Source organism: Pseudomonas sp. PI1, from assembly GCF_000812405.1.
In the GTDB taxonomy this organism is placed as follows: Bacteria; Pseudomonadota; Gammaproteobacteria; order Pseudomonadales; family Pseudomonadaceae; genus Pseudomonas; species Pseudomonas citronellolis.
Genome location: NZ_JWMC01000067.1, coordinates 1 through 22,675, shown reverse-complemented (window position 1 = coordinate 22,675; position 22,675 = coordinate 1). Strand labels below are relative to the sequence as shown.

Sequence of the window (22,675 nt, the reverse complement as noted above, 5' to 3'; positions counted from 1 at the left end):
AACCCTTGAAATGAAAAGTGCACATTCGTACCAAAAGCCCCTCTGAGTGGCCATCATGTATCAGCCCTGAAACAGCCCGAGAGTGCTCAGCCTCAGGAATGACGCAAACAACGATGGCATCACGAAAAACTGTTTCAACGCTGATACGCCTGTACGCAAAGCCCCATTCCAGAGGGCTTGCCCCACTTTTGGTGGGGATGGCCACCCGCCCTTCTGTCTCAACGGCGAAACAGGTTTCTCTCAGAGGTTTCTGTCAGTAATTCGTAAGCCCATGAATTTCAAGCGATAAGCAAAAGCGGCACGGCTTCTGCTCCATCCCGGTACTGCTGTTTAGGGCACAGCGCACCAGAAGGGATCGCCATCATGGGGAACATCGACTCAAGGATCGTCGGACTGCTCGCCTCCCTCGCCTGCATGACCGCTGCTGCGTTGCCGCCGACGGTTCAAGCGGGTGACGGCACCATCGTCATCCAGCGCACCGTACAGCCACGGGTCGCCACCCGCCCGACCATGGTGCCCGATCCGAATCCGATCACCGTCAATCCGAACATCTCCGCCCAGATCAACCGCCAGGTCGGCAACGCCGAACTGGATGACGCCGAGTTCGCCCGCGTCACCAGCGGTTCGAGCCTGTCCCAGCGGATTCTCCCGGGCGGCAACCTGGTGGGCATGGACAACGGCGTCAACCAGACGCTGCAGTCCGGCAGCCTGGGTGGCGGCGGCGGCAGTGGCGCCGGCATCTCCAACTCGGTCAATCGCACCGTGCAGCAAGGCCTGTCGCCGCTGCGCATGCTGACGGGAGATCGCTGACATGAAAGCACGCCTGCCCCTCCTCGCCCTGCTCTGCTGCTCCAGCGCCTTCGCCGCCGACCCGCAGTTGGTGAACAACGCCAGCATCGACAACGCCGGGCGCGGCTACAACGGCGTGGCCAGCGTCAACCAGGCCGCCGGCGACGAACAGCAACAGGCCAACGGCCGCGCCATCGCCATCGGCACCAGCGGCGGCGCCAGCACCCGGTTCCAGCAGAGCGTCATCACCACCGCCGACCCGAGCCAGGCCGCCAAGGCCTCGATCACCGGCAACTCATTCTCCAACGGCAGCGGCGCCCTGGGCGTGAACCAGGCCGCCGGTACCGCCAACCAACAGGTCAACGCCATGAGCATCAGCGTCACCGCGGTGCCTCAGAGCGTCGACGACAACGTGCTGTCGCAGCAGAACATCACGTTGTCCCAGAACTCCGGCCCAGCCGGTTCCACCATGGGCAGTCGGCAGGTCGTCACCAGCGACCAGGCATTCGCCGGCAGCCGGGGGGTGGTCCAGGTGAGCCAGAGTGCCGGTATCGGCAATCGCATTGCCAATACCTTGAGCATCCGGGTCGCAGATTGACCCACGCCAACAACCAGAAACACTAAGCACACTAAATGCAAGGAGATACACCATGAAACCTACAATGGCCCTCAAGCCTCTGGTTTTCGCTGTTACGGCAGTCATGGCTGTAAGTGTTTACGCAGGCAATGACCATGATCGTGACCGTCGCCACGGCCATGACCACGACAACCATCACGGCCAACAGCAGTACGATCCGTACAAGGATCCGCGGATTCAGGCCGGCGCCAGCGCTACCGTTACCGATAGCCAGAACAGCTACGACAACAACGTCATCAACCAGGGGACCAAGAACACCGCAGGTGTCAGCAACTCCCTGGGTGGCGCTTCGGGCAACGTCGGGGCCAACGTCGCCGCTGGCGACATGAACCAGCAGGCCAATGCCGCCGCGCTGGCCACCGCGGATGAACACTTCATCTTCGGCTCCGCCTACGCGTCCACTTCGGTGACCCAGACCAACACCAACAACACTGCCTGGAACTTCTCCACCGCCAACAACGCCGCTCTGAACAACTCGGCCAACGGCGCCTCGGGCAACGTCGGCATCAACATCGCCGCCGGCAACTACAACCAACAGAAAAACGACATGGCCGCCGCCGTTTCCGGTGGGCGCCTGGCCGGTGCCAACAGCGGCGCCAGCCAGACCTCCAGCGGCAACAACGTAGCCAACCTGGGCATCGCCACCTTCGACACCAAGACCCTCAAGTCCAGCTTCTACGCTCATGGCACCTATCAGGGCCATGGCTCGGGCGTAGTGCTGGATGACCCGGAAAAAGGTGGTCATCACGGCGGCTATGACAACAAAGGCAAGGACCACGACAAGGTGGACAAGGATCCGCTGTACTTCAGCGAGTCGGGCACCATCGATCTGCGTGGCCAGGCTACCTATCAGGTCCTGGTTCCCACCGGCTGGAAGGACCCGGTCGTGAACAACGCTTCCATCAACAGCTCGCTCAACGGCGTGTCGGGTAACGTAGGTGTGAACGTTGCTGCCGGCGTCGGCAACCAACAGAGCAACTCGCTGTCCATCGCCGCCGGTTGCCAGGCTTGCGTAAGCACTGGCGCAGTCACTGGCTTCTAAGCGACATCGTGCTGTACCTGGAGGCTCCGGCAACGGAGCCTCCCCTTTCTCAGCGCTGGCATAGGCGTCACGATCATGCGCACGCTCGCTTTCCTGCTCCTCGCACTCTGCTCCGGCCTGCTCCAGGCCGCGCAGCTGCCCTTCGCCATACTGCCCGGGGGCACGCTGGCCTATAAGCACGTGGAGAGCATCCGCGAACGTCGCTTCAGCAACCTGGTGGAGCAGAAGACCGACTTCAGCTGCGGCGCCGCCGCACTGGCCACCATCCTGCGCACCGGCTACAACCTCGACGTCGACGAGGAGTTCGTCATCCGCGGCATGCTGGTCAAGGCCGACCCCCAACTGGTGCGTACCCAGGGCTTCTCCATGCTGGACATGAAGACCTACCTGGAAAGCATCGGCATGCGGGCCCGCGGCTACCGCATCCCGGTCTCCTCCCTGGAGAAGCTGACCATTCCAGTGATCGTGCTGCTGGACGTGCGCGGCTACAAGCATTTCGTCGTGCTGCAGCGCACGCACAACGGCCATGTCTACGTGGGCGACCCCGTGCTCGGCCACAAGCGCTACACGGAAGAAGATTTTCTCAAGGGCTGGAACGGCATCATCTTCGCCATCATCGGCCCCGGCTATGACAGGGCCAACGCCCTGATGAGCCCGCCGGAACCGCTGACCGCGAAGAACCGCCTCGATACCTTCCGCCCCGTCAAGGACGCGGAGCTCATGGATTTCGGATTCATCCAGAGCGACTTCCTGTGAGCCAAACGATAACGAGAGGTGGGATCCTCTCGGGGAGCGAACGATGAGAACCATTCCGCTGCTCGCCACCGCCTGCCTGGTGGCCAGCCTGCCGATCCAGGCCTCCGAGATATTCCGGCCGATCGAGCTGCACGACCAGGAGCTGGCCCAATTGCGCGGCCGCTACGTCATGCCCGGGCGCATCATCAGCTTCGGCATCGTCATGAGCAGTACCTGGAAAAACGCCGTCGGCGACAACATCGGCGCCAAGGTGAGCATGCAGATCCAGGAATCCACCATCAAACCGCAGTTCTACGTCACCACCACCAAGGAAACCGGCAACGGCGGCACACCCTCGGCCGCGACCGGCAGCATCGTCGGTGGCGCGGGGCTCAACCAGACCCAGGGCGTCACCCAGAGCGCACGCTCGGCGGGTGACTACAACACCGCCTACAACAATGTCGGCATCAACGTGAGCGAAGCCGACCAGGCGCCCGCCGCAAGCAACCAGGGCACGCCCCTGAACGGCCCGGTCAGCGCCAGCAACGGCGCCGGCACCGTCACCGTGTCCCCCGGCAACGGGAACATCCAGTTGGCGATCAACGCCAACGGCCAAGGCTCGAGCCTCCAGCAACTGGGGGCCGGCGGCCTGGTGCAGGCCACCAACCTGCTGGGTAGCAGCAACCTGGTCAACAACCTCACCCAACTGAACGTGGTCCTGCGTAACAACGCACCTTCCGTCGGAGCGCTGGATTGCAATCTCGACCAGCTCAAGGGCCTGCGATCCATGGGAATGTGATCTACGCTCAGTGGCGGAAGTAGTGCCCAAACGATAAAGATAGGGATAGCGCGCCATGCACCGATCGCTCACGCTTCGCACTGCAATCTGTGTATCCGCTTTGCTCCCCTCGGCCTTCGTCCATGCTGCGACGGAGGCCGAGGTGGAGGCTCTGAAACAGGAACTCATCGAGCTCAAGCAACGCTACGAGTCGCAACAGAAAGCGCTCATGGTGCTCGAGCAGCGGGTTCGCCAGGTAGAGGAACAGCCGGCGGCGACCCCGGCGCAGCCCAAGCGCCTGGTCACTGCCACCAACAAGCCGACGCCGCCGGGCACCGGAAGCTCCTACGGCGAATCGCTCAAGGACGACAGCAACAACCCGCCCAAGAGCGTGGAGAACCTCTACGACGAGGCCAGCGGCTTCTTCGGCAACGGCGCCTTCAGCTTCGAGACGGGCCTGACCTACACCCACTACGACACCAAGCAGCTGATCCTCAACGGCTTCCTGGCGCTGGACACCATCTTCCTGGGCAACATCGGCGTGGACAACATCAAGGCCGACAACTGGACCCTGGACCTGACCGGCCGCTACAACTGGAACAACCGTTGGCAGTTCGACATCAACGTGCCCGTGGTCTACCGCGAGAGCACCTACTCCTCGGCCGGCGCCGGCAACTCCACCGCGCAGTCCACCGACGAGAAGGTCGACCGCGACCCGACCCTGGGCGACGTCAACCTCGGCATCGCCTACAAGTTCATGGACGAGACCGAATCGCGTCCGGACGCGGTGTTCAGCCTGCGGGTGAAAGCCCCCACCGGCAAGGACCCCTACGGCATCAAGCTGGTCCGCGCGCCGGACAACGACAGCCTCAACGTGCCCGACGACCTGCCCACCGGCAACGGCGTCTGGTCCGTCACCCCGGGCATCTCGCTGGTCAAGACCGTCGACCCGGCGGTGCTCTTCGCCAGCCTGAGCTACACCCACAACTTCGAGCGCGACTTCAGCGACATCAGCCCGCAGCAGGGCACCAAGCTCGGCGGCAAGGTGGACCTGGGCGACTGGTTCCAGGTCGGCGCCGGCGTGGCCTTCGCGCTGAACGAAAGGACCAGCATGTCGTTCTCCTTCTCCGACCTGATCTCGCAGAAGAGCAAGCTCAAGCCCGACGGCGGCGACTGGCAGTCGATCACCGACAGCGACGCCAACGCGGCCTACTTCAACTGGGGCCTGACCTACGCCTGGAGCAACAACCTGACCATAGTGCCGAACCTGTCCATCGGCATCAGCCCCGATGCCCCGGACTTCAGCTTCAGCGTCAAATTCCCCTACTACTTCTGAACCCCGCATACGACAACGGCCCCTTTCGGGGCCGTTGTCGTTGCTGCACCCTGCTCAGCGCAGCTGGTGCTTGTGCAGCAGGCGGTAGAAGGTCGGCCGCGAGATGCCCAGCATGCGCGCCGCCAGGCTCAGGTTGTCGCCGTGGCGGGCCAGGGCGTCGCACATGGCCTGGCGCTCGGCGCCCAGCTTGTACTCCTCCAGGGTCACCAGCGGCACCTTGCCGGAGCCGCCGCGCTGGCGCTCCAGGCCCAGGTCGCGGGCCTCGATCTGCCTGCCTTCGGCCAGCACCAGGCCACGGCGCACGCGGTTGGCCAGCTCGCGCACGTTGCCCGGCCAGGCGTGCTCGGCCATCGCCGCCAGGGCGTCGTCGCTGAAGCGCCGCGGGCGGCGGCCGGTCTCGACGCTGTAGAGGTGGGCGAAGTGGTTGGCCAGCAGCGCCAGGTCGCCATTGCGCTCGCGCAGCGGCAGGGTCGACACCTGCAGCACGTTCAGGCGGTAGTACAAGTCCTCGCGGAAGCTGCCGGTGCGGATGGCGTTCTCCAGGTCCAGGTGGGTGGCCGCCAGCACCCGCACGTCCACGGCGATGGGCTGGCTGCCGCCGACGCGCTCGATCTGCTTCTCCTGCAGCACCCGCAGCAGGTTGGCCTGCAGCTCCAGCGGCAGGTCGCCGATCTCGTCGAGGAACAGGGTGCCGCCGTTGGCCTGCTCGAAGCGGCCGATCTTGCGCTGGTGCGCGCCGGTGAAGGCGCCCTTCTCGTGGCCGAACAGCTCGGACTGGATCAGGTGCTCGGGAATCGCCCCGCAGTTGATCGCGATGAACGGCCGGTTGGCCCGCCGCGACTGGCGGTGCAGGGTACGCGCCACCAGCTCCTTGCCGGTGCCGCTCTCGCCGCGGATCAGCACCGGCGACTCGGTGGGCGCGAACTTCGCCAGCAGGCGGCGCAGCTCCTGCATCGAGCGGCTCTCGCCGAGCAGCTCGTGCTGGTGCTCCAGGCTGTGGTAGGTGCCGCCGCGCCCGCGCAGGCGCGCCATGCCGAAGGCGCGGCCGAGGGTGACCTGCACCCGCGCCACGTCGAACGGCAGGGTATGGAAATCGAAGAACCATTCGCAGACGAAATCGCCCACCTCCTGGATGGGCAACGCGTCCGGGCTGAGCACCGCGATCCACTCGGTGCCGCTGCGGGTGATGAGGTCCTTCACCGACTCCGGGCGCTCCAGGTGTTGCGGATGCAGACGCAGCAGGCCGACGTCGCAGTTGCGTTCGCTCGCCACGTCGAGCCCGCAACTGTCTACCTCCCACCCTGCTGCCCGGAGCCCGGGCAATAATCGCTGGCAGTCATCGCAGGGATCGACCACCAGCAGGCGACGCCGTTTCGACGCTACTTCGAGCATGCTCCCTTCCTTGGCGCCATTTTTTTGAAAAACTTTATAAAACAGAAACTTGGCGCTCCAAGTTGTAAAGCTAGCAATATCTTGACGCGTCCATTGACCGTTTTCCTATAAGGCCGATGCCAAAACGATCTCAGCAGCCCGTTCCGGCCTATTGACTTATGCCGAAAGCCTCTGGGAAAGCCCTCCTTCATGCCCTTTCCACTCACCTCGCGTCGGAAAATCGTCTTTTCCGGGTGACGAGGGCCCGCAGCCGGCCGCTCAGGGCACCATGGCCATGCCGACGCCGAAGCGGTTCCAGGCGTTGATGGTGGCGATGGCCAGGGTCAGGTCGACGATCTCGGTGTCGTTGAAGTGTTCGCGCAGGGCGTCGAACTGCGCCTGCGGGGCGTGCTTCTCGGCCAGCAGGGTGAGGCTTTCCACCCAGGCCAGCACGGCGCGCTCGCGGGCGCTGAAGAAGTTGGTCTCGCGCCAGACGCTTAGGGTCTGCAGGCGCGCCTCGCTCTCGCCGGCCTTGCGCGCGTCGTCGGCGTGCATGTTCACGCAGTAGGCGCAGCCGTTGATCTGCGAGGCGCGCAGGCGGATCAGCTCCAGCAGGCCATGGTCCAGGCCGGACTTCGCCAGCGCCTGCTCCAGCCCAAGCATGGCCTTGTAGGCGCTGGGGGACTGCCCGGCCCATTCGATACGTGCACTCATGTCTCTCTCCAGTGGGGCCCGCCGGTTGCGGGAATGCAGCTACCTTAGCCGCCGTTGCGGAGCCGCCGAATAGCCAATGCCGGGCAATAGCGGGAGTCCATTGCGGCCCTAGCGGTCGATGCGGGTGGAGAGAATGATCGACGACATGGTGCGCTCCACCCCGTCCAGCGCGCCGATGCGGTCGAGCAAGGCATCCAGGTCGCGGATCGACAGGGCCTCGACGATGGCGATCATGTCGAACTGGCCGCTCACCGAGTGCAGCGTCTTCACCTCGGGGATCTTCTCCAGCGCCTGCACCACCTGATGCGACAACTTGGGCAGCGCCGTCACCAGCACATGGGCGCGCACCAGCGACTGCGCGTAGCTGTCGGCGACCTTGATCGAGTAGCCGCTGATGATGCCCTGCTGCTCCAGGCGCTCGATCCGGCTTTGCACCGTGGAGCGCGACACCCCGAGCTTGCGCGCCAGCTCGGAAACCGACTCGCGGGCATTGGCGCGCAGGAGGCTGAGCAGGGCCGCATCGGCGTTTCTCGTCATTTTGTCGAATCCATTGGTTGAATTGCCTGGAATAGCTCCGTCATTTTGCAGATTGGCGGATTCATTTCAACGACCGGCTTTGCCACCATGTGCACCAGCGCCGGCCCGCCAGGGCCGGCCGACAAGCCTGGCCAGGCTTGCCCTCTCCGCGTTCGCGCCATCCATCGGAAGGCCGGCTGCGGAGCGCGTGCGGCGGTGCAAGAGACACCTGCCTGGGCAATGCTGGAACAAGGGCCAGGCACGCCAGAATCCTTGGGAGAGATAAATGCACAACAACCGCCACCCCCATACCCCCGGCAAGCAACCGGTGACCATCTTCGGCCCGGACTTCCCCTTCGCCTTCGACGACTGGCTGGAGCACCCGGCGGGCCTGGGCAGCATCCCGGCGCATAACCATGGCCAGGAAGTGGCCATCGTCGGTGCGGGCATCGCCGGGCTGGTGGCGGCCTACGAACTGATGAAGCTGGGCCTGAAGCCAGTGGTCTACGAGGCCTCGAAGCTGGGCGGCCGGCTGCGCTCGGAGCCCTTTGAAGGCGCCGAGGGCGTCATCGCAGAACTCGGCGGCATGCGCTTCCCGGTCTCCAGCACGGCCTTCTACCATTACGTGGACAAGCTGGGCCTTGAGACCAGGCCCTTCCCCAACCCGCTGACGCCGGCCTCCGGCAGCACCGTGGTGGACCTGGAAGGCACCAGCCACTACGCGGAGAAGATCGACGACCTGCCGCAGATCTTCCGCGAGGTCGCCCAGGCCTGGGCCGACGCCCTGGAGGACGGCGCACGCTTCTCCGAGATCCAGGACGCCATCCGCGAACGCGACACCGTCAAGCTCAAGGCGCTGTGGGACGAACTGGTGCCGCTGTGGGACGACCGCACCTTCTATGACTTCGTCGCCACCTCCAAGGCCTTCTCGCGCCTGTCCTTCCACCACCGCGAAATCTTCGGCCAGGTCGGCTTCGGCACCGGCGGCTGGGACTCGGACTTCCCTAACTCCATGCTGGAAATCTTCCGCGTGGTGATGACCAACTGCGACGACCACCAGCACCTGGTGGTCGGCGGCGTCGAGCAGGTGCCGCGCGGCATCTGGAACCACGTGCCGGAGCGCTGCGCGCACTGGCCGGCCGGCACTTCCCTGGCGAAGCTGCACAACGGCGCGCCGCGCCCGGGGGTGAAGAAGATCGCCCGCGCCGCCAGCGGCAACCTGGCGGTCACCGACTACTGGGGCGACACCCGCGAATACGCCGCGGTGCTGACCACCTGCCAGAGCTGGCTGCTGACCACCCAGATCGAATGCGAGGAAGCGCTGTTCTCGCAGAAGATGTGGATGGCCCTAGACCGCACCCGCTACATGCAGTCGTCGAAGACCTTCGTCATGGTCGACCGGCCGTTCTGGAAGGACAAGGACCCGCAGACCGGCCGCGACGTCATGAGCATGACCCTCACCGACCGCCTGACCCGCGGCACCTACCTGTTCGACAACGGCGACGACAAGCCGGGGGTGATCTGCCTGTCCTACTCCTGGATGAGCGACGCCATGAAGATGCTGCCGCACCCGGTGGAGAAGCGCGTGCAGCTTGCGCTGGATGCCTTGAAGAAGGTCTACCCGAAGGTGGACATCGCCAGCCACGTGATCGGCAACCCCATCACCGTGTCCTGGGAGGCCGACCCGCACTTCCTCGGCGCCTTCAAGGGCGCCCTGCCCGGCCACTACCGCTACAACCACCGCATGTACTCGCACTTCATGCAGGATGACCTGCCCGCCGAGCAGCGCGGCATCTTCATCGCCGGCGACGATGTATCCTGGACCCCGGCCTGGGTCGAAGGCGCGGTACAGACCTCGCTGAACGCCGTGTGGGGCATCCTGCACCACTTCGGCGGCACCACCCACCCGGACAACCCCGGCCCCGGCGACCGCTATGCCGAACTGGGCCCCGTGGCCCTGCCCGACTGACCAAGGAGGAAGCGCCATGCGCCTCGCCCTCTACCAGTGCCCCCCGGGGCCCGACGACCTCGCCGGCAACCTGCGCCGGCTGCGCGAGGCCGCGCAACGCGCGGCCGCCCAGAGCGCGGACCTGCTGGTCTGCCCGGAAATGTACGCCAGCGGCTACAACATCGGCGCCGAACGCGTCGCCGCCCTGGCCGAAGCCGCCGACGGCGCCATCGCCGAGACGGTGGCGGGGATCGCCCGGGAGTTCGACGTCGGCATCCTCTACGGCTACCCGGAAAGCAACCCGGCCGGCGCGCCGTTCAACAGCGTGCAGCTGATCGACCGCCGCGGCGAACGCCGCGCCAACTACCGCAAGACGCACCTGTACGGCGACCTCGACCGCGACCAGTTCAGCCCCTCGGACGAGCCGCCGGCGATCGTCGAGCTGGACGGCTGGAAGCTCGGCCTGCTGATCTGCTTCGACGTCGAGTTCCCCGAGGCCGTGCGCACCCTGGCCCTGGCCGGCGCCGACCTGGTGCTGGTGCCGACGGCCAACATGCACCCCTACGAGTTCGTCTGCCAGGTGCTGGTGCCCACCCGCGCCTACGAGAACCAGGTGTTCCTCGCCTACGCCAACTTCCAGGGCAGCGAAGGCGAGCTGGAATACTGCGGCCTGAGCTGCGTGGTGGCCCCGGACGGCCAGGTGATGGCCCGGGCGAAACAGGCCGGGGAACTGCTGATCGCCGACCTTGAGCCGGAACGCATCGCCATGGTCCGCGAGGGCTACAGCTACCTGCGGCTGCGCAGGCCGATGCTGTATCGGTCCTGATGGAGCGGCTGCAAGGTACAGGAGCAACTGTCTTGCGCCGAGGTGCTCTTCGTAGGATGGGTTGAGCTTGCGAAACCCATGCGGTCGCGGCGATGGGTATCGCTTCGCTCAACACCATCCTACGAAAAGCCGTGCTTCCTGGAACCTAGGACCTTGTCCGCGATAGCCGGACGTTCCGGCGCGGATCGCGGATAAGATCCGCTCCTACGCCGCCCCACCCACACCACGCCCTGTAGGAGCGCGCCCTGCGCGCGAATCGCAGGCAGGGCCTGCTCCTACAGTCCCCTGGGGGCACGGCTTCTCGTAGGAGCAAGCTTGCTCGCGAACCGCAGTCACCATGAGGCATCGCATCCCGCCCCAATGAAAAACGGCGCCCTCGGGCGCCGTTCTTCACCCCGCAAACCTCACCCGTTGTTCTTCTTCACGATGGCATCGGCGATATTCGCCGGCGCCTCGGCGTACTTGGTGAACTCCATCGAGTAGCTGGCGCGCCCCTGGGACATCGAGCGCACGTCGGTGGCGTAGCCGAACATCTCGCCCAGCGGCACCTCGGCGCGGATCACCTTGCCCGCCGGGGTGTCTTCCATACCCTGGATCAGGCCGCGGCGGCGGTTCAGGTCGCCCATCACGTCGCCCATGTAGTCCTCGGGGGTCACCACCTCGACCTTCATCACCGGCTCCAGCAGCACCGCGCCGCCCTTCTGCGAGAGCTGCTTGGTGGCCATGGAGGCGGCGATCTTGAAGGCCATCTCGCTGGAGTCGACGTCGTGGTACGAGCCGTCGTACACCGTGGCCTTCAGGCCGATCAGCGGGTAGCCGGCGAGCACGCCGTTCTGCATCTGCTCCTCGATGCCCTTCTGGATCGCCGGGATGAACTCCCGCGGGATCACCCCGCCGACCACCTCATTGTGGAACTCCAGGCCGTCCTTGCCCTCGTCGCCCGGCTCGAAGCGGATCCAGCAATGGCCGAACTGGCCGCGCCCGCCGGACTGGCGGACGAACTTGCCCTCGATCTCGCACTTCTTGCGGATCGCCTCGCGGTAGGCCACCTGCGGCTTGCCGATGTTGGCCTCGACGTTGAACTCGCGGCGCATGCGGTCGACGATGATGTCCAGGTGCAGCTCGCCCATGCCGGAGATGATGGTCTGCCCGGTCTCCTCGTCGGTCTTCACGCGGAACGAGGGGTCCTCCTGGGCCAGCTTGGACAGGGCGATGCCCATCTTCTCCTGGTCGGCCTTGGTCTTCGGCTCCACCGCCACCGAGATCACCGGGTCGGGGAAGTCCATGCGTTCGAGGATGATCGGCTTGTCGATGGCGCACAGGGTGTCGCCGGTGGTGACGTCCTTCATGCCGATCAGCGCGGCGATGTCGCCGGCGCGCACTTCCTTGATCTCTTCGCGCTGGTTGGCGTGCATCTGCACCATCCGCCCGACGCGCTCCTTCTTGCCCTTCACCGAGTTGAGCACCGCGTCGCCGCTGCTCAGCACGCCGGAGTACACGCGGGTGAAGGTCAGGGTGCCGACGAAGGGGTCGGTGGCGATCTTGAAGGCCAGCGAGGAGAACGGCTCATTGTCGTCGGCGTGGCGCTCGTCGTGCTTCTCCTCGTCGTCCGGGTGGGTGCCCTTGATCGCCGGGATTTCCGAGGGCGCCGGCAGGTAGTCGATCACCGCGTCCAGCACCAGCGGCACGCCCTTGTTCTTGAACGAGGAACCCAGCACCGCCGGGACGATCTCGTTGGCCAGGGTGCGCTGGCGCAGGCCGGCCTTGATTTCCTCCAGGCTCAGCTCCTGGCCCTCGAGGTACTTGTTCATCAGCTCGTCGTTGGCCTCGGCGGCGGCCTCGATCATGTGCGCGCGCCACTCCTCGGCCAGCGCCTGCAGCTCGGCGGGGATCGGTTCCTCGCGGTAGCTGGTGCCCTGGTCGTCGTCGTTCCAGTAGATGGCCTTCATCTTCACCAGGTCGATCTGCCCGTTGAAGTTCTCCTCCGCGCCTATGGCCAGCTGGATCGGCACCGGGTTGTGGCCCAGGCGCCGCTTGATCTGCTCGACCACGCGCAGGAAGTCGGCGCCCTGGCGGTCCATCTTGTTCACGTAGGCCAGGCGCGGCACGTGGTACTTGTTGGCCTGGCGCCACACCGTCTCGGACTGCGGCTCGACGCCGTCGGCGCCGCTGAACACCACCACGGCGCCGTCGAGCACGCGCAGCGAGCGCTCCACCTCGATGGTGAAGTCGACGTGGCCGGGGGTGTCGATGATGTTGAAGCGGTACTTGTGCGGGTACTGCTTGGTCGAGCCCTGCCAGAAGGCGGTGGTGGCCGCCGAGGTGATGGTGATGCCGCGCTCCTGCTCCTGCACCATCCAGTCCATGGTCGCCGCCCCGTCGTGCACCTCGCCCATCTTGTGGTTGACCCCGGTGTAGAACAGGATGCGCTCGGTGGTGGTGGTCTTGCCGGCGTCCACGTGCGCGACTATGCCGATGTTGCGATAAAGCTCGATGGGCGTGGTGCGAGCCATGATGTGCTCCGTTTCTGCTGGATGACATGAGGTTTCGACCGCGAACGGCGAAGCCGTCCGCCGAAGAAGGCAAACCCTCGAATTATGCATTCGGGACAGGCTCAAGGTAGCGCGTCTGCGCGGCAATTCCAGTGCCGATGACGGCGCCCGGCACATGCGCCGACCGGCTGCGGCATCGCGGCATTGCGCCGCGCGGCGGAACCGACATAAAATGAGAGTCATTCGCAAATGATCATCTGGCGCACGACACCGTGGCATTCGCCGAACCCTCCGCCGACCAGCACCTGCACACCCTCTACGAACGCCACCACGGCTGGCTGCAGCAATGGCTGCGCGGCCGCCTGGGCAACGCCTGGGATGCCGCCGACCTGGCCCAGGACACCTTCCTGCGCCTGCTGCGCCGGCCGCTGAGCGACGTCGGCGAACGCCCGCGCGCCCTGCTCACCCACATCGCCAAGGGCCTGCTGGTGGACCGCTGGCGCCGCCAGGAGCTGGAACGCGCCTACCTCGAAGCCCTCGCCGCGCTGCCCGAGGAACTGGCCCCCGGCCCGGAAGCCCGCGAACTGATCCTGGAAACCCTGGAGCGCATCGATGCGGCGCTGGGCGAACTGCCCGCACTCACCCGCGAAGCCTTCCTGCTCGCGCAGCTGGACGGCCTCACCTACCCGGCCATCGCCGAGCGCCTGGGCCTGTCCCTGGCGACCGTCAAGCGCTACATGCGCGCGGCCTTCATCGCCTGCCTGAGCCTGGCCTGATGCACGAGCAGACGCTGGACCCGCGCATCCTCGGCGAAGCCGCCGACTGGCTGGTGCGCCTGGGCGAACGCCCGGCCAGCGCCGCCGACCTGCAGGCCATCGAGCAATCCATCGAGCAATGGCGCGGGCGCAGCGCGCAGCACGCCGAAGCCTGGCGCCGCGCCGAAAGCCTGCTCGGCGGCCTGCACCAGTTGCCGCCGGGCATGGGCCGACAGAGCCTGCAACGCCTGGGTGAGCGCGGTCTGAGCCGGCGGCAGATGCTCAACCGCCTGGGCCTGCTGCTGGCGGTGGCGCCCGCGGCCTGGCTGGGCGCGCGCCAGTTGCCTTGGGCCGAATGGAGCGCCGACCAGCGCACCGCCACCGGCGAGCGCAAGCGCGTGCAACTGCCCGACGGCAGCCTGCTGACGCTCAACACCGGCAGCGCCGTGGACATCCGCTTCAGCCCGCGGGAACGCCGCCTGCGCCTGCTCGACGGCGAAATCCTCGTCGCCACCCACGCCGACCCGGCGCCCGAGCCGCGGCCGTTCCTGGTGGAAAGCCGCCAGGGCCTGCTGCGCACCGCCGGCGCGCGCTTCGCCGTGCGCGACCTGGGCGAGACGTGCCGGGTGGCCGTGCTGGAAGGCAGCGTCGCCGTGGAGCCCTTCGCCACCGCCGCGCGCCGCCAGGTCGAGGCCGGCCAGCAACTGCTGTTCAGCGCCAGCGCCCTGCAGGCCGTGCAGCCGGCGGACGCCAATGCCAGCAGTTGGGAGAACGGCATGCTGCTGGCCCAGGGCATGCGCCTGGACGCCCTGCTGGCCGAACTGGGCCGCTACCGCAACGGCGTGCTGCGCTGCGCGCCCCAACTGGCCGGGCTGCGCGTCAGCGGCGCCATTCCCCTGGGCAACGACGACGCAGGCCTGCGCCTGCTGGCCGACATGCTGCCGCTGAAGGTCAACAGCCTGACGCGCTACTGGGTGACCCTGGAGCCCGCCTAAACCCCTCCGCTCGTAGGATGCGGTTGAGCGCAGCGATACCCATCACTACGCCGCCCCAACGACCCCGGAAAAATTTTTCATCCGCCATGACACCTTTTTCCTGCTCGTCCGGTGAAGGAGGAAACACCCCATTCACTCTTCGCGCCGACAGGACCACCGCATGACCACCCGCCTCCGCCTGAAGCCCCACACTCTCGCCCTGGCCATCGGCCTCGCCCTACAGGGCGCCGCCCTGCCCGCCCTGGCCGCGGAAACCGCCAGCGTGCAGCGCCAGTACGACATCGCCCCCGGCCCGCTGGGCGAGGTGCTGGCCCGCTTCGCCGCCCAGGCCGGCGTGCCCCTGGCCTTCGAGGCCGCCACGCTGAACGCCCGCCACAGCGACGGCCTGAAAGGCAGCTACGACGCCGAGGACGGCCTGATGCGCCTGCTGGAAGGCAGCGGCTACCGCCTGGTGCGCAAGCCCAGCGGCTACGGCGTCGAAGCCATCGCCCAGGACGGCGAGGCCCTGGAGATGGGCGCCACCACCGTCAGCGCCGTGGCCCAGGCCCCCGGCGAACTGCCGCCGGCCTATGCCGGCGGCCAGGTGGCCCGCGGCGCCCGGCTGGGCATGTTGGGCAACCAGGACATGCAGGACGTGCCCTTCGCCTTCTCCAGCTACACCGCGCAGGCCATCAAGGACCAGCAAGCGCAGACCGTCGGCGACGTGCTGCTCAACGACGCCGCGGTGCGCCAGGGCAACGGCTACGGCAACTTCTCGCAGATCTTCGTCATCCGCGGCCTGCCGCTGAGCACCGACGACGTCTCGCTCAACGGCCTGTACGGCGTGACGCCGCGGCAGATCATCGGCACCGAGTCGCTGGAGCGCGTCGAGCTGTTCAAGGGCTCCAACGCCTTCATCAACGGCGTGACGCCCAGCGGCAGCGGCATCGGCGGCGCGGTGAACCTGCAGACCAAGCACGCCGAGGACGTCCCCACGCGCAGCTTCGCCCTGGACTACGGCAGCGACAGCCAGGTCGGCGAACACCTCGACCTGGGCCAGCGCTTCGGCGAAGACAACCGCTTCGGCGCGCGGCTCAACCTGGCCCAGCGCGAAGGCGACAGCGCCATCGACGACAACGCCCAGCGCTACAAGCTGGCCAGCGTCAACCTCGACTACCGCGGCGAACGCCTGCGCCTGAGCAGCGACTTCGGCTACCAGAAGCAGCGCATCAACCAGGGCCGCCCGGTGGTCTACGTCGGCAGCGGCGTCACCAGCATCCCCCACGCGCCCGACGCCGACAGCAACTACGGCCAGGCCTGGAGCTACTCGCAGCTGGAAGACACTTACGGCATGTTCCGCGGCGAGTACGACCTGAACGACAACTGGACGGTCTACCTCTCCGGCGGTGCCAAGCACACCCGCGAGAACGGCAGCTACTCCTCGCTGACCCTGAGCGACAACGCCGGAACCGCCGGCGGCGGCACCATGGACGCCACCCACGACGAGGACAACAAGAGCGCCATGGCCGGTCTCAACGGCCGCTTCCACACCGGAGCGGTGAGCCACCAGTTGAACCTCGGCCTGGCCGGCATCTGGGCCGAGCAGCGCAGCGCCTACCGCATGGCCCTGAGCAAGTACCCGGCCAACCTGTACCGCCCCGTGCAGGTTGCCAAGCCGGCCACCACCTACTCCGGCGGCGATTACAACGACCCCGGCATCGTCGGCAAGACGCGCAACCGCAGCGCCGCCGCCTCCGACACCCTGGGCTTTCTCGACGACCGCGTGCTGCTGACCCTCGGCGTGCGCCGCCAGAGCATCGGCACCGACGGCTGGAACTACGCCGGCGTGCGCAACGCCGACTACCGCGAGTCCATCACCACGCCGGTGTACGGCATCGTGGTCAAGCCCACCGACTACCTGTCGCTGTACGCCAACCGCATCGAAGGCCTGGCCGCCGGCCCCACCGCGCCCTCCACCGCGGTCAACGTCGGCGAGGTGTTCGCCCCGCAGCGCTCCAAGCAGATCGAAGTGGGCGCCAAGCTGGACTTCGGCAGCTACGGCGGCAACCTGGCGTTCTACCGCATCGAACAGCCCACCAGCGTTACCGACCCGGACACCAAGGTCTTCAGCGTCGATGGCGAACAACGCAACCGCGGCGTCGAGCTGAACCTGTTCGGCGAACCGCTGCAAGGCCTGCGCCTGCTGGCCGGCGCCACCTGGATCGACACCGAGCTGCGCAACACCGCCGGCGGCGCCAACGACGGCAACCGCGCCATCGGCGTGCCGCGCTTCCAGTACAACCTCGGCGCCGACTGGGACGTGCCCGGCCTCGACGGCCTGGCGCTCAACGGCCGCCTGCTGCGCACCGGCGGCCAGTACCTGGACCAGGCCAACAACCTGAGCATCCCGGCCTGGACCCGCGTCGACCTGGGCGCCCGCTACCGCTTCAAGGTCGAGCAGCGCGAGGTGACCCTGCGCGCCAACCTGGAGAACGTCGCCAACGAGGACTACTGGGCCTCCACCATCGGCGGCTACCTGACCCAGGGCGAGCCGCGCACCCTGCGGGTGTCCGCCACCGTCGACTTCTGAGGCCGCGGGCCGGGCGCGCGTTCGCCCGGCCCTCGCTCAGTCGAGGTACAGGCCCACACCGGGGGCTATCGGCAACCCCAGCTCCATCCAGAGGATGAGGAACAGCGTCCAGCACAGCAGGAAGCCCAGGGCCACCGGAATGGTCATCGACGCCAGGGTGCCAATCCCGGCGTCCTTCTGGTAGCGCTGCAGGAAGGCCAGGCACAGGCTGAAGTAGGGGCTCATGGGCGTGACTATGTTGGTCGAGGAGTCGGCGATGCGGTACGCCGCCTGCACGAAGGCCGGCTCGAAACCCACCAGCATCAGCATCGGCACGAAGATCGGGGCCATCAGCGACCACTGCGCCGAACCCGAGGTGATGAACAGGTTCATCAGCGTCACCAGGCCCAGGAACGCCAGCACCAGCGGGATGCCGCCGAAGCCGCTGCTGTCGAGCAGGTGCGAGCCGCCGACGGCGATCCATTCGCCCAGGTGCGTCCACTTGAACCAGGCGAGGAACTGCGAGATGGCGAAGAACAGCACCAGGGTCGGCGCCAGCTCCTTGATCGCCTCGGCCATGAAGCCGATGGCATCGCGGGCGTCGCCGATCTTCCCCACGCTGCGGCCGTAGACCCAGCCCAGGACCAGGAAGAAGATGGCGAAGACGGCCACCGCACTGGTGAGGAACGGCGAAGGCACCAGCCCGCCCTCGGCGTTGCGCAGCGGCGAGCCGGCCGGCAGCACCGCGGCGAGGACCAGGGCGGCCAGCACCAGCGCAGCCCAGCCGGCGCGCTTCAGCCCCTTGAGCTCCCGCGCGCTGATCGGCTGGATGTCGACCACCACGCTGCCGCGGTACGGGCCGGCCAGGGGCTCGACGATGCGCTCGATGATGAAGGCGCCGATCACCGACAGCAGCACGGCGGAACAGGCGACGAAATAGTAGTTGTCGATGGGCGAGACGTAGGCCGCGGGGTCGATGGTCTGCGCGGCGCTGGTGGTGATCCCGGAGAGGATCACGTCGGTCGGGGTGATCAGCAGGCTGGCATCGTAGCCCGCCCCCACCGCGACGAAGCCGGTCACCGCGCCGACCAGGGGGTTGCGCCCGGTGGCCTGGAAGATCATCGCCGACAGCGGGATGAGGATCACGAAGGCGGCGTCGGCGGCCACGTGGCTGCACATGCCGACGAGGAAGATGACGAAGGTGGTCAGGTAGCGCGGTGCCTTCATCACGCTCACCTGCATCAGCGCCCCGACCAGCCCGGTCTTGTCGGCCACGCCGATGGCCAGCAGGATGACCAGCACCGCGCCCAGCGGCGGGAAGCTGACGAAGTTCCTGACCACCGAGGTCAGTGCGAAGACCAGGCCCTCGCCGGAAACCAGGCTCCTGACCGTGACCAGGTCGCCGGTCTTGGGATGGACGCCGGACACCCCGGACGCCGCCAGCGCCCAGGACAGGAGCGCGACGCCCAGGCACAGCCAGGCGAACAGGACGACCGGGTGCGGGAGCTTGTTGCCCGCCCGCTCGATGGCGTTGAAGAAACGCTGCATGGTGAATTTTCCTTTGCCAGCCGCCGGCCGCTCGGGGGCGCGGCGAAGCTGGCCTGCACGGGTTGCCGGATGGCCCGCCTCGGCGCCGCCGCAGGATGGCGGCGCGGCGCGGGCCCGTGAGTACCTTCGCTCAGGGATTGGTCCCGAGGCGCCGCTCGGCGATGGCGACGAACATCCCCGCCGCGACGGGCAGGATTTCGTCGCGATAGTCGTAGTGCGGATGGTGAAGGTAGGCGCCGTCCTCGCCGTTGCCGACGAAGAAATAGCAACCCGGCACTTTCTCCAGGTAGAAAGCGAAATCTTCCGCCCCCATGGTCGGAAGCTGGTGCATGTAGCCCGCCTTGTCCGCGCCGAGGGCGTCGATGGCGGTTTCCACCACGAACGCGGTTTCGTCGGCGTCGTTGACCAGCGCCGGGATGCGCATCGTCCGCACCAGCTCGGCGCTGGCGCCATGGGCCTGGCAGACCTGGGCGACGACGCGGCGCAGCGTCTCGTCGATCACCGCGGCGGCTTGCGGCGAGCCGTCGCGGGTGTTGATCATCAGCGTCGCCTGGCCGGGGATGACGTTCTGGCTGTTGCCGCCATGGAACTGCGTGACCGTCACCACCCCGGACTCCAGCGGCGACAGGCGGCGGCCGACCACGCCCTGCAGCGCCTGGACCACCGCCGCGCCGACGAAGATCGGGTCGATGGCCAGGTCCGGGCGCGAGGCATGGCCGCCCTTGCCGCTGATGGTGACCTCATACAGCGAGCTGCCGCCCATGCTCGGCCCGGCCTTGGCGAACACCCGGCCCAGCGGATAGCCCGGGCGGTTGTGGTAGCCGAAGATGGCCTCGACGCCCTCCAGCGCGCCCTCCTCGATCATCCGTTCGGCGCCCAGGCCGCCTTCCTCCGCGGGCTGGAACAGCAGCTTGATGCGCCCGCGAAGATGGTCGTGATGCCGGGCGAGCCGGCCGGCTGCCAGCAGCAGCGAGGCGGTGTGCCCGTCGTGGCCGCAGGCGTGCATCTTGCCTGGCGTGCGCGAGGCATAGGGCAGCTCGGTGTCCTCCAGGATCGGCAAGGCATCCATGTCGGCGCGCAGGCCGATGGTGGGGCCGGGGCGGCCGGTGTCGAGCAGCGCGACGACGCCGGTCCCGGCCACGCCGGTGCGCACTTCGTAGCCATGGCGGCGCAGGAAGGCGGCGACGAGGTCGGCGGTGGCGTGCTCTTCGTACTTGAGTTCGGGGTGGCTGTGCAGTTGCTGGCGGATGGCGGTGGCCTCGGCAATCGCCTCGCCGGTGAATACGGACATCGATGATCTCCCAGAGGGGTTTCGTTGTTGTTGTTCTGCCCGGTCTGTCGGCGAGGATTGTTAGCAGTCCGCGCGCGATGCCACAATTTCATTAATTCGCAGCCACCCTTGCCTTTTATGCAAAGCACAACCGCCATGCAGCATCTAGCCCTGCGTTACTTCCTGGAAGTGGCCCGCAGCGGCTCCATCACCGAGGCCTCGGCCCGATTGCACGTCTCCGGCTCCGCGATCAGCCGGCAGATCGCCCGCCTGGAGCAGGAGCTGGGCGTCGAGCTGTTCGAACGGCGGCCGCGCGGCATGCTGCTCAGCCCGGCCGGCGAACTGCTGGCGCAGCGCGCCCGGCGCATCGCCCTGGACACCGAAAGGGCCCTGGCGGACGTGCGCGAACTGCAGGGCCCGCAGCGTGGCCTGGTGCGCCTGGCGGCCTACGAGGGCTTCGCCATCGACTGGCTGCCGCGGATACTCGCGGACTACCGCCGCACCTACCCGGGCGTGCGCTTCCACGTCTGGGTGGGCAACTCGGCGGACATCTGCGCGCGCGTCGGCGACGGCAGCGCCGACATCGGCATCACCTACAGCTATTCCGCGCCGGCCGGGGTGAAGGTGGAACGCATCGTGCGCCGGCCGATGCACGTGCTGGTGCCGCGCGACCATCCGCTGGCCACGCGGGAACAGGTCACCCTGGCCGACCTGGCGTCCGAGCCCATGGCCCTGCCGGACCAGCAGCGCACGCAGCGCCAGCTGGTCGACACCGCGCTGGCCACCCAGGGGCTGTCCATGGAGCCGGTATTCACCACCAACTCCATGGCAAGCCTGAAGGCCTTCGCCCTGGCGGCCGGGACGCTGATGTTCATCAGTTCCCTGGGCAGCCGGGGCGGCAACCTGCCCGAAGGCGTGGTCGCGGTGCCGGTGGCGGACGACACCATGCAGGCCAGCGTGCTGCAGATCGTCACCCTGCAGGGGCGCCATCTGCCTGCCGCCATCGTCGAATTCCTGGGTTTCCTCGATCGGGCGATCGAGTGAGGGCGGGTTGCCGGGGCGTGGGCGGGACAGCTAGCAAACCTCGAAAATAATTCATTTATTTTCAGTAGGTTGCATGTCACTTCTAATGTCGAACATATAATTTCCGGCAGGAATAGCCTGCGCATTCGCATGATAAATTATTGAATATCAATAGCTTATGATTGATATAGAGAAACAACCTCATGCCCAGTCACTTCCTCCGCATCCCGCCATCGCGCCGGAGTCCAGGCAGGGCAAGGCCTGTAGCCTGTACCCGGGCAGTTGGAAGCGCGCCTGAGTTAAAGTCATTTCTAGAATAGAAATATTCCTTATATATCAAATAGATAAAAATAAAACCTAAAGTCATCAGGAAGAAGCAGCTACGCCACGCCCCACCGGCACTGGATCACCCGGGGCAAAAAGGTCCATGCTTGAACACCGAAACCCCAAGGCGGAGATCGCCCGTATGCGCGAAGCCATCACCCTCGATTTCGTCTCAGACGTGGTCTGCCCCTGGTGCGCCATCGGCCTTTGCGGATTGCTCGAAGCCATCCAGCGCGTCGACGGCGAGATCGACGTCGAGCTGCGGATCAAGCCCTTCGAACTCAATGCCGACATGCCCGCCGAAGGCGAGGACCTGGTCGAGCACCTGCAGCGCAAGTACGGCAGCAGCGCCGAAGACATCGCCAGCAACCACAAGCGCATCCGCGACTTCGGCGAGGAAGTCGGCTTCCACTTCGACCTGCACAAGCGCCAGCGCATCTACAACACCTTCGACGCCCACCGCCTGCTGCACTGGGCCGCCGAACAGGGCCGCGACCTGGCGCTGAAGCAGGCGCTGCTGCACGCCTACTTCGGCGAAGGGCGCAACATCAGCGACAGCGAGGAACTGCTGGACCTGGCCACCAGCGTCGGCCTGGACCCGGTGCGCACCCGCGAGATCCTCGACAGCGACGCCTATGCCAGCGAAGTGATCGAGGAAGAGGAATTCTTCACCAGCCACGGCATCCGCGCCGTGCCGGCGGTGATCATCAACGGCCGCCAGCTGATCTCCGGCGCGCAATCGGCCGACTACTACGAAAAGGCCCTGCGCCAGGTGGCCGAGAAATCCGAGCCGGTGCCGTAGCTTCCCAGCCGCGCCACGGTGCTCTTCGTAGGAGCGAGGGGGACGCCTAGTTCTTGCTCGCGAACAAACCCGGTGCCATGCGGTTCGCGAGCAAGCTCGCTCCTACGAGAAGCAATGCTCGCCTGCTACGTAGGAGATTCTATGTCAATGACGGCTTATCCCCGGGGTTGGTAGGTCGTCTGTGTCTGCATCAGGGCAAAGGCGATTCTGGCGAGTTTGCGGGCCA

19 protein-coding genes are annotated in these 22,675 nt (G+C 66.7%); 13 read left to right on the top strand and 6 right to left on the bottom strand.

The genetic code is table 11. The features are described 5' to 3' along the window. Positions 1 to 363 precede the first annotated feature (363 nt). The 6 genes from RN02_RS21600 (at position 364) to RN02_RS21575 (ending at position 5,317) form a co-directional block, all read left to right on the top strand. A complete protein-coding gene (locus tag RN02_RS21600) occupies positions 364 to 810 on the top strand; it encodes a hypothetical protein (RefSeq protein ID WP_043272901.1) in 447 nt (148 codons plus the stop codon). Between the two features lies 1 nt (position 811). Continuing rightward, positions 812 to 1,387 (top strand): hypothetical protein, encoded by a 576-nt coding sequence (locus tag RN02_RS21595; RefSeq protein ID WP_043316687.1) that lies wholly within the window; start codon positions 812 to 814, stop codon positions 1,385 to 1,387. Positions 1,388 to 1,439: 52 nt separating this feature from the next. Next, positions 1,440 to 2,468, top strand: coding sequence for a hypothetical protein (locus RN02_RS21590; RefSeq protein WP_043316685.1), 1,029 nt, complete (start codon positions 1,440 to 1,442; stop codon positions 2,466 to 2,468). Between the two features lie 75 nt (positions 2,469 to 2,543). Further along, complete coding sequence (locus RN02_RS21585) at positions 2,544 to 3,224, top strand: C39 family peptidase (protein WP_009621806.1); 681 nt, start codon at positions 2,544 to 2,546, stop codon at positions 3,222 to 3,224. A 43-nt stretch (positions 3,225 to 3,267) separates the two neighbouring features. Beyond that, positions 3,268 to 4,002 carry a hypothetical protein gene (locus RN02_RS21580; RefSeq protein ID WP_009621804.1) on the top strand — a complete coding sequence of 245 codons (735 nt, stop codon included), beginning with the start codon at positions 3,268 to 3,270 and terminating at the stop codon, positions 4,000 to 4,002. Positions 4,003 to 4,057: 55 nt separating this feature from the next. Then, positions 4,058 to 5,317 carry a hypothetical protein gene (locus RN02_RS21575; RefSeq protein WP_043316683.1) on the top strand — a complete coding sequence of 420 codons (1,260 nt, stop codon included), beginning with the start codon at positions 4,058 to 4,060 and terminating at the stop codon, positions 5,315 to 5,317. Between the two features lie 54 nt (positions 5,318 to 5,371). Here the strand turns inward: RN02_RS21575 and RN02_RS21570 are convergent, their stop codons facing one another. From RN02_RS21570 to RN02_RS21560, 3 genes are all read right to left on the bottom strand, one after another. Further along, positions 5,372 to 6,709, bottom strand: coding sequence for a sigma-54 dependent transcriptional regulator (locus RN02_RS21570; RefSeq protein WP_009621799.1), 1,338 nt, complete (start codon positions 6,707 to 6,709; stop codon positions 5,372 to 5,374). Positions 6,710 to 6,967: 258 nt separating this feature from the next. Continuing rightward, positions 6,968 to 7,402, bottom strand: a complete 435-nt coding sequence (locus RN02_RS21565) for a carboxymuconolactone decarboxylase family protein (RefSeq protein WP_009621797.1) — start codon at positions 7,400 to 7,402, stop codon at positions 6,968 to 6,970. A gap of 108 nt (positions 7,403 to 7,510) precedes the next feature. Continuing rightward, positions 7,511 to 7,939: an Lrp/AsnC family transcriptional regulator gene (locus tag RN02_RS21560; protein WP_043316681.1), complete on the bottom strand. Its 429-nt coding sequence runs from the start codon at positions 7,937 to 7,939 to the stop codon at positions 7,511 to 7,513. Positions 7,940 to 8,204: 265 nt separating this feature from the next. Here RN02_RS21560 and RN02_RS21555 point away from each other — a divergent pair, with 265 nt between their 5' ends. Together RN02_RS21555 and RN02_RS21550 are read left to right on the top strand one after the other, a co-directional pair. Beyond that, positions 8,205 to 9,887 (top strand): flavin monoamine oxidase family protein, encoded by a 1,683-nt coding sequence (locus RN02_RS21555; protein ID WP_043316679.1) that lies wholly within the window; start codon positions 8,205 to 8,207, stop codon positions 9,885 to 9,887. Between the two features lie 16 nt (positions 9,888 to 9,903). Then, a complete protein-coding gene (locus tag RN02_RS21550) occupies positions 9,904 to 10,692 on the top strand; it encodes a carbon-nitrogen hydrolase family protein (protein ID WP_043316677.1) in 789 nt (262 codons plus the stop codon). Between the two features lie 404 nt (positions 10,693 to 11,096). Here the strand turns inward: RN02_RS21550 and fusA are convergent, their stop codons facing one another. Further along, entirely contained in the window at positions 11,097 to 13,205 is a 2,109-nt protein-coding gene (gene fusA / locus RN02_RS21545) for an elongation factor G (protein WP_043316676.1), read from the bottom strand. A gap of 251 nt (positions 13,206 to 13,456) precedes the next feature. On the opposite strand from fusA, the gene RN02_RS21540 reads away from it, so the two are divergent. The 3 genes from RN02_RS21540 to RN02_RS21530 all read left to right on the top strand — a co-directional run bounded on the left by RN02_RS21540 (position 13,457) and on the right by RN02_RS21530 (position 17,503). Beyond that, a complete protein-coding gene (locus tag RN02_RS21540) occupies positions 13,457 to 13,960 on the top strand; it encodes a sigma-70 family RNA polymerase sigma factor (protein ID WP_043316674.1) in 504 nt (167 codons plus the stop codon). Next, entirely contained in the window at positions 13,960 to 14,934 is a 975-nt protein-coding gene (locus RN02_RS21535; RefSeq protein ID WP_043316672.1) for a FecR domain-containing protein, read from the top strand. The genes RN02_RS21540 and RN02_RS21535 overlap by 1 nt, the downstream gene beginning before the upstream one ends. 160 nt (positions 14,935 to 15,094) lie before the next feature. Next, positions 15,095 to 17,503 carry a TonB-dependent receptor gene (locus tag RN02_RS21530; RefSeq protein WP_043316670.1) on the top strand — a complete coding sequence of 803 codons (2,409 nt, stop codon included), beginning with the start codon at positions 15,095 to 15,097 and terminating at the stop codon, positions 17,501 to 17,503. Between the two features lie 36 nt (positions 17,504 to 17,539). On the opposite strand, the gene RN02_RS21525 is transcribed toward RN02_RS21530, so the two are convergent. Continuing rightward, the gene (locus RN02_RS21525) at positions 17,540 to 19,030 is read right to left on the bottom strand and encodes an AbgT family transporter (protein WP_043316668.1); all 1,491 of its coding nucleotides are present in this window, start codon (positions 19,028 to 19,030) and stop codon (positions 17,540 to 17,542) included. Between the two features lie 130 nt (positions 19,031 to 19,160). Then, positions 19,161 to 20,321 carry a M20 metallopeptidase family protein gene (locus RN02_RS21520; protein WP_043272916.1) on the bottom strand — a complete coding sequence of 387 codons (1,161 nt, stop codon included), beginning with the start codon at positions 20,319 to 20,321 and terminating at the stop codon, positions 19,161 to 19,163. 135 nt (positions 20,322 to 20,456) lie between these two features. On the opposite strand from RN02_RS21520, the gene RN02_RS21515 reads away from it, so the two are divergent. Both RN02_RS21515 and RN02_RS21510 read left to right on the top strand, forming a co-directional pair. Then, positions 20,457 to 21,344 (top strand): LysR family transcriptional regulator, encoded by an 888-nt coding sequence (locus RN02_RS21515; protein WP_043316665.1) that lies wholly within the window; start codon positions 20,457 to 20,459, stop codon positions 21,342 to 21,344. Positions 21,345 to 21,789: 445 nt separating this feature from the next. Then, the gene (locus RN02_RS21510; RefSeq protein WP_043316663.1) at positions 21,790 to 22,449 is read left to right on the top strand and encodes a DsbA family oxidoreductase; all 660 of its coding nucleotides are present in this window, start codon (positions 21,790 to 21,792) and stop codon (positions 22,447 to 22,449) included. Positions 22,450 to 22,675 lie beyond the last annotated feature (226 nt).